This is a genomic window from uncultured Thiocystis sp., from assembly GCF_903866365.1.
GTDB lineage: Bacteria > Pseudomonadota > Gammaproteobacteria > Chromatiales > Chromatiaceae > Chromatium.
In genome coordinates this window covers 1-2,436 of the sequence record NZ_CAIPNF010000132.1, presented here as the reverse complement: position 1 = coordinate 2,436, position 2,436 = coordinate 1, and the positions used below count along the sequence as shown (strand labels likewise).

At 62.8% G+C, this 2,436-nt stretch carries 4 protein-coding genes; 2 read left to right on the top strand and 2 right to left on the bottom strand.

Features of this window, described 5'->3' with window-relative positions:
- Nucleotides 1-581: 581 nt before the first annotated feature.
- Nucleotides 582-851 carry a hypothetical protein gene (locus tag QZY07_RS07915; protein WP_295401376.1) on the top strand — a complete coding sequence of 90 codons (270 nt, stop codon included), beginning with the start codon at nt 582-584 and terminating at the stop codon, nt 849-851.
- A gap of 11 nt (nt 852-862) precedes the next feature.
- Here QZY07_RS07915 and QZY07_RS07910 read toward each other — a convergent pair whose 3' ends face one another.
- Together QZY07_RS07910 and QZY07_RS07905 are read right to left on the bottom strand one after the other, a co-directional pair.
- Entirely contained in the window at nt 863-1,405 is a 543-nt protein-coding gene (locus QZY07_RS07910) for a DUF433 domain-containing protein (RefSeq protein ID WP_295401374.1), read from the bottom strand.
- 461 nt (nt 1,406-1,866) lie between these two features.
- Nucleotides 1,867-2,190, bottom strand: coding sequence for a hypothetical protein (locus tag QZY07_RS07905; protein ID WP_295401373.1), 324 nt, complete (start codon nt 2,188-2,190; stop codon nt 1,867-1,869).
- On the opposite strand from QZY07_RS07905, the gene QZY07_RS07900 reads away from it, so the two are divergent.
- Nucleotides 2,189-2,436 (top strand): hypothetical protein (locus QZY07_RS07900; protein ID WP_295401372.1); only part of this gene is annotated, 248 nt, incomplete at its 3' end. The genes QZY07_RS07905 and QZY07_RS07900 overlap by 2 nt on opposite strands.

Below are 2,436 nucleotides of genomic sequence, written 5' to 3'. Positions count from 1 at the left end.
CTTTAATAACCTAGCGAATAAGATAAAGCTTTTTGCAAACGAAATTTTCGATCCAAATTATAAGAAAAGAGAGACATCCTTAGGTCGTTTAAATAGGTTGCTTCTGGAAGTCCAGGCTTAAAAAATCCCGAACACCTATGGGGCGTTCCGGCGATTTTCGCGTATACACATATTTTCCTGATTGAGGCCATCCATTGGATGTGATCATTTCCACTAGGGTGCGGGACAAACTTACGCAAAAGCACCGCGTCAGCGAGGACGAGATCATCCAATGTTTTGCCAATCGCATGGGGCGTTATCTGATTCGACACGCGCGAAGAACATCGAACCACGCCGCCCACGCGCTGGTTCATTGCTGAAACCGACGTTGGACGACGCTTGAAGGTCGTCTTCGTGCCACTGCCAGACGGCATCGAGATCAAGACGGCCTATGAGCCGAATCAAGTCGAAACGAGGATGTATGCCACCCACGGGCAGGCAGGCCAACAATGAGTGAGGGCAAATTGATGACACCGGACCGCAAGATCCCAGGAAGCGACGAGGCATGGGATCGGCGTGAACTCGGCGCCGATCCGAATTTCGTGGCCGTCGCAGACGCTGCCGACGATGGCGCGATCGACGCCGCGCTTGAGTTACAGCCCATTTCCATTCGGCTGCAAAAATCCCTGATCGAAGATTTCAAAATGATCGCCGAGTTGCACAACATCGGCTATCAGCCGCTCATGCGCCAGGTGCTCGCGCGGTTTGCGGATAGCGAGAAAAAGCGCATCCTCCGCCAAATGCTGCACGAAGTGCAGCAACGCCGCCGGGCAGAAGGCGCCGATGAGTTCCGATCAGGCACGAACGACTAACTGAGCCGCGATCAACCTCGCCACCAACCCGCCACGGCGGGTTTTTTGTGCCTGCGGGAAAGGTGGGTGATACGGAGCCGGAGATACCTGAGTCTGGCCGGCTGGCGCGTTCTGGTCGTCTGGGAATCTGCGCTGCGTGGCAAGGACCGGCAGGATCCGGGGCCATGACCGATGCCGGCGAGCGGTTCCTGAATCGTCATCGCCAAAAATTCCGCAGTTTCGCGCACATAGGTGACCGCGTGGCCGGCGTCGCGCAGCGCCGAGACGATCCCTGCATCCACGTTCTCGTCGGCAACCAGATTCACCGCCGGGTCCTTGGCGGCGATCTCGTGCGGATAGATGCGATCTCCGTGCAGCACCTCGGCGGCGCATTGCAGCGCCGCGCGAATATCCGCGGGCGTGAGCCGCGGATTCGCCTCCAAGATCTGCGTCTCGGACTCCCCGGCCGCCAGCCGCTTCAGGATGGACTCGACCGTGACGTGCGTGCCCGCGACCACGGGCTTGCCCATCATCACCTTCGGATCACAGGAGATTCTGTCGTTATTCCAATCCAATCGATGAGCTTATGGTAGCGCAGCGCGGTAGGTGCGGGGAGCTTGCGAACCGCATCAATCGCGAGCCTCAATGTCGGCAGCGGCGAACGATGTGGCTCCTGCGTCACCGCATCCCTCAGCCAAGACCTGCTTCGGGGGATGTGACTCATAAGCGCCAACTTAACCGCACCGTTGACTCACTTGCGAGTTCATCATCTGCATGACCCTGGGCGGAACGGTTTGCAAGCGGCGGCGGCGCGGACGTTCTTGAGCACGTCGAGGCAGGCGTCCCACTGCTCGGTGCACCCATGTCGAGCGTCGAGAATCCAGCGATCGACCGCTTGGCGAACGATGATCGGCCGCCGCCACGGGGTCAGCCGACGGGGCCGCTCCAGCGGGTCGATACCGCCTGTGGCGTGGCGCTGGGCGCGTCGCTCGATGACCCGTGCATCGAGCCATTTTCCCCGGATCCAGACCTCGCCTCAGCGACTGTTTTGCGGGGTGCGCAGGGTGTCGAGGTCAAGCCGCGACTGGAGCCGCTTGAACGCCAGCGCCACTGGCCAGCGGCAGCGGGACAACGCGAACACGGTGGGGCCATCCAAGGTCTCGGGAGCCACCGTGGCGAAGCCCATGACCCAGCCGGCGAGAAACCGGGTGGCGTCACTCGGGGCGCGACCCTTGCGCTGGGCGACTTGCCGGCAACGCCGCCGGGCGGCCTCCGCCGCCTCGGGCGGGAGACGCACCGCGTGCCGCCAACCTGGTCCGCTCGCCTCCGGCGCGCGCCGCCACACCGGGAGACGGATCATGTCGTCCCAGAGACGCCGCGACCTCCACCCGCGCCGCCGCCGGATCGCACGCGTCCGCCTCCCCTGGGCGGACCAACCAGGGCAGCGCCGTGGGGTTCACGCGCACGATCGCCCCCACGCCACGCGCGAACCGATCGAGAATCCCCCGTGGCTGATGGTCACCCCGGTCCACGAGCACGCTGTCGCCGGCCTGCCACGGGTCACGCGCCAGGGTTTCCCCGCCATCCGCTCCGGTCACGTCCACGG